This is a genomic window from Acetatifactor sp., assembly GCF_982438285.1.
On sequence record NZ_CEWDFQ010000251.1, the window covers coordinates 1 to 4,678 of the forward strand.

The 4,678-nt window shown below is 50.8% G+C and carries 4 protein-coding genes; all 4 read right to left on the minus strand.

The annotated features are described in order from the left end of the window. A partial coding sequence (locus AC1WIP_RS11735) for a Fur family transcriptional regulator (protein WP_481142002.1) occupies nt 1-388 on the minus strand: 388 nt, incomplete at its 3' end. Between the two features lie 30 nt (nt 389-418). Continuing rightward, nucleotides 419-1,258, minus strand: coding sequence for a putative manganese transporter (locus AC1WIP_RS11740; RefSeq protein ID WP_481142003.1), 840 nt, complete (start codon nt 1,256-1,258; stop codon nt 419-421). Between the two features lie 80 nt (nt 1,259-1,338). Next, on the minus strand, nt 1,339-2,853 hold the full coding sequence (locus AC1WIP_RS11745) for a GH39 family glycosyl hydrolase (RefSeq protein ID WP_481142004.1): 1,515 nt from the start codon (nt 2,851-2,853) through the stop codon (nt 1,339-1,341). Continuing rightward, nucleotides 2,846-4,678 (minus strand): GH36-type glycosyl hydrolase domain-containing protein (locus AC1WIP_RS11750; RefSeq protein WP_481142005.1); only part of this gene is annotated, 1,833 nt, incomplete at its 5' end. The genes AC1WIP_RS11745 and AC1WIP_RS11750, both read right to left, overlap by 8 nt.

Genomic DNA, 4,678 nt, shown 5'->3' on the forward strand with positions numbered 1-4,678 from the left:
CCGTAAAATCCCCTGTCTCCTGCTCTAACTGTACATGGGCGAAGGGACAGCTTGGGAGCTGTATCCTTTTATGGCAGTCAAGACACACCGCATAATGGGTGTGCTCTCCACGGTTCAGCTCATACACCAGGGTACCGTCCCCCATCCAGTTTGTCTTGTTTACCATTCCCTTTTCCTCAAAGGCAGCCAGAATACGGTAAATGGTAGACACTGCAAAGGAGCCGTCCGACTCGTCCTTTTCCACACGGTTATAAATCTGAACGGCGCTTAAAGGCTCCTTTGCCTCAAGGAGAACCTGGTACACGCACCTGCGCTGCTTTGTCCATTTGATTCCCGGGGGATAGACAATGCTCCCACACTCCTGTGATTGAGGCCCTTTCCTGCTCATGCTCTTCCCTTCCTTCAAATGTGAAATCCTCTATATCACACATTCTATCACAATTCCCGCCAAAACGCCAATAGCATATAAAAGACCGAGAATTTTCAAATTCTCCTTCTTGTCATGGTTGACCCGAAACAGTACCAAAAGCCCGGTTCCTGCTCCGGACAATAGGCCCGCCATCATGGCTCCCGCACTCATTGCTCCGCTTAGATAAAGCTGTGTGATGGCCACAGAGGCCGCGAAGTTGGGAATCAACCCCCCAGCCCCCGCCAGCACAGGCCCCAGAATGGGACGGTTTAAAATCAGATTTGCCAGGGCGTCCTCTCCCACAAAATGAAAAATCAGATTCAGGGCAAAGGTGATCAGCAAAATAAAAAAGGTAATCTGCAGTGTATGGCTTACCGCCGAGCGAAGGATGCCCTTCTCGCAGTGACAGTGCTCATGCTCACAGATCTCATGGATATGGTGGTGCTCCTCCCCCTTCTTCCGAAAAAGGAAAAGGTCGATCAGAAAGCCCGCTGCCGCACCGATTGCGACCTTTGCAAGCAAAATGGGAAAAATGAGGCTTAAGGGCTGTTTCTCCGAAATCAAAATGGGAAGCATTTCATCGGAGGTGGAAAGGTAAATGGCCAAAAGAGTCCCCAGGGAGATCACTCTTCCCGCGTAAAGTCCCGAGGCTGCTGCGGAAAAGCCGCATTGGGGCACCGCCCCCAGAAGCCCTCCGATCAGGGGACCGAATTTTCCGGCCTTTCCCACCAGCTTCTCGGTCTTTGCACCGGCTCTGTGCTCCAGATATTCCATGGCCAGGTAGGTTAAAAACAAAAACGGCACCAGCTTGAGGCTGTCTAACACACTGTGCTCTATAATATGCAGCATATCACTCCGTCCTTTCGTTTAAATGCAGTTGCAATTCATTCGCATTTAGACTATATCATAAACGGAGAGATTGTCAAGCGCTATTTTCGCAGCAGTTCCACAAGTGCAACAGAGTTATTGGTCATGGTAAATGTAATTTTTGTATCTTCCGGTGAAATTATCCCCCAATCCTCGGGTCTGCAGCAGGCAGCTTCCCTGATTTCCTCCTGCTGCCTCCAGGTGGGATGGCTGGGCTTTCCAAGCAGGCAGTATCGGTAATACGCGTTGGAATGCTTTCCGTCAATCCTGTACAGCTTTACATCATATGAGCCTGCAATATCATCCACCACAAGCGTCAGCTTTATTTCCGCAAGCTCCCGTTCAAATTTATCGTCTGCATACCCCAATAAAATGCTCATATGGCCATCCTCATGCAGCGTGGGCATTACAGACACGTGCTCCGGCTTCTCTCCCTCACAGCACAGCTTATACTCTCCCAGCCTTGCGCTGAGCACATGGGCATTGTATATGGGCTTTGGGTAAAAATGCAGCGTAAAAAAATTGCGGAAGCCGGAAAAATCCTCTGTCATTTCGTGCTGTCCCGACAGGCAGATCATCATTTTTTCCAGGGGCAGCTTCAGCTCGTCATATAAGGTAAGCAGCTTTACAAAGTATGCGGAAAACACTTCCGTTTCCCGAAACCAGAGCGCCGGGCACTCCTCCATATTATAAAATCCCGCAGAGGCCGCCCCCCATTCATCGCAGATGACAGGCAGATGACCAAAGCCCTCCTGCCTGACAACCTCCATTATATTGCTTATGGTCTCCAGAGAGTTGCGGATATTCAGCGGTTTTGAGCCGTCATTCAGCTCCTTGGGCGTTGTGCCATAGGTGTGAAAGCTTATAAAATCCAGCTTTTTATTTTCTTCTGCCGCATGCCTTAAAAACTGCTTCAAAAACTGGCAATATCCTTCCTCCTCCGCCAGAGCAGGTCCGCCGATTTTCAGCTTAGAACTCACCGCCGTCACTCCCGCTTCAAATCCATCGTATAGTCTGCAGTATTCCTGGCACCGCCTTTTTACGTCCTTTTCCCCATCCATAAAAAACCATTCCAGATTCGGTTCATTATAGCATTGCAGTCTCCACCCGGCGACAATCTCCTCCCCATAGCGCTCTACAATATGCTCTGTATAGTTACGGCATATTTCTTCCCACCTGTCATAATCTCCTGGATAGGATGCGACGATTACCTTACCCTTATAGCGGGTCTTCCCCTTTGCCACCGAGCTGGTCTTATGAGCGTCCGCTGCAAGCCAGGGCGGGATAAAGGCATATGACAGCATAATGTCAAAGCCCTTCGACAAAAGATAATCCAGCCTCAGATCATTGAGCGTAAAATCGTACTGCAGCTTCCCATCCTGGCCTACTGTTACGATATCCTCCAGCATGGCATAAATCCGCACGCATCTGACAGCTTTGTCAACGCTGATTCTGTCCAGAATACGCTGTCCCCAGTCATCCTCTATGGCGTCTGTGGGATGAAACACCATTCCGCTCCAGAAATGTGTCAGATTTTTTTCCTTTTTACTGCTGTAAATATGAATTTCCTTATTCATGTCCTCCTCCCATATATACATCCACCACATATGCGCGGCCCTTCTCATAGGGCAGCAGCACGCCCGCAATCTCCCTTCCGTCCACCAGAATCCGCCGGATACCACAGTCTGCATCCTTCTCTTGGTGATACCGGATGGTATACCGGCACTCCCGAAATTGTTTTTTGATCTCACATTCCCTCCAGTCCGGCGGCAGACAGGGGTCCAGGGCAAGTCCTTCCAGCCGGGGCTGCAATCCGAAGCAGCTGTGAATCAGCGCTTTCACCACCCATTGCGTCGAGCCCGTCCTCCAGCTCTGCCCCGGCGTTCCCTCCCGGTATCCGGTTTCCGGTCCATGATAAAAATTGTACAGAATATAAGGTTCTCCATAAGTGACGGCATAATAATGATTCCAGGGAAGTATTTTTTCCAGAGTCATCTGCAGCCTTTGGGGCCGCTTCATAATTCCCTCAACCGCCAGCTTCCATGCCATGGGATGCAGATAGACCCCTGCATTAATCAGGGTACCCACAGGCTGAGAGGTCAGATTGCCGATATTGGGATCATATTTTGTATAGCCCGGCCTGTTGGTCAAGGTTCCCAGAGGTGTCTCCAGATAATCATCCACCTCCTGCATGATTTCCGCGAGCTTTTCCCTGGAAGCGATTCCGGCCAGCACAGCCCAAAGCTGGGGAATCAGATACATCTTTCCCTCCTCACAGTCCTTAGAACCAATTTTCTCCCCTTTGTCATTGATGGCTGCAATATAATATTTTCCGTCGTAGCCGTACTCCTCAATGCGCCGCCGCATGGTCTCCCCCATTTCCCCATGCTTTTCTGCAAGGTCAGTCCTCCCGCACAGCCTGGCAAGCTCCATAAACATCTTGTTGGCCCGGTACCAGGCGATGGACAGCCAGACGCTGACGCCCTTTCCCTCCAGCCCGGCCCGGTTCATTCCATCCTGCCAGTCACCGCCCCAGATTTTAATAAGTCCGTGAAGGCCCTGAAAATCATACAGATACTGTACGGCCCGATGTATATGCTCAAATACCGAGGAGACGGTTTTGTCATTAAATCTTACCGATTCCTCCAGGAGAGAAACCTCTCCCAGCTCCATGATTAAAGCATAGCCCGTAAAAACAATCCACACTGCGTTGTCCGCAAACTGATTGGGCCTGATGCTGCCGTCCAGAAAGGTGCGCGGGGCATAACCGTCGGAATACTGGTAGGAGAGTATGCGCTTATACCTTTCCCAGGCAAGCTTTGGATTCACAGCGCCCAGGCATTCCGTGTCACTGCATATGTCCCGGTATCCGTTATGCCTCACCCGGGCCCACCGGGAGCCCATGTCTGCGGCGTATTTATAAAACCCATTGAACGCATTATTCAGCATTTCATCGGGCGTTTTGACGGCCACTTGATCTATTTCCGCAAGTCGCTGTCTCTTTACCTCCTCCAGCAGCTTTTGCGGCATGCCCCAAGCCAGACAGGCCCGGGCCTGCCATATCTCCTCCTTGTTGTCGGCATAACCTATCTGAAAACAGATGGTTTTACTTTCGCCCGGCTCCAGGCTGCAGGATACCTCCAGCGCAAAACAGCATTTTTCCGCACAATTTGCAGCATTTGTACATCCCCTTCCATTTCCCAGGGCCTCCGGCTGCGGCTTGCTTCCATACATGCCGATAAAAGCGTTATGGCGGGCGTCAAAGCCGCTGACACTGCTGTCGGTTATCATATAACCATAAGAAATATGAGGATTTTGGGAATGAAACTGTGTCAGCGTCTGGGCACATAGGGCCTGCAGCCCTTCGTCATAGCCGGCGGACAGGCTGTTATAGCCCTGAGG

Coding starts and splice junctions, on each gene's coding strand:
- AC1WIP_RS11740 (WP_481142003.1), bottom strand. CDS start 1,258: ATGCTGCATATTATAGAGCACAGTGTGTTAGACAGCCTCAAGCTGGTG.
- AC1WIP_RS11745 (WP_481142004.1), bottom strand. CDS start 2,853: ATGAATAAGGAAATTCATATTTACAGCAGTAAAAAGGAAAAAAATCTG.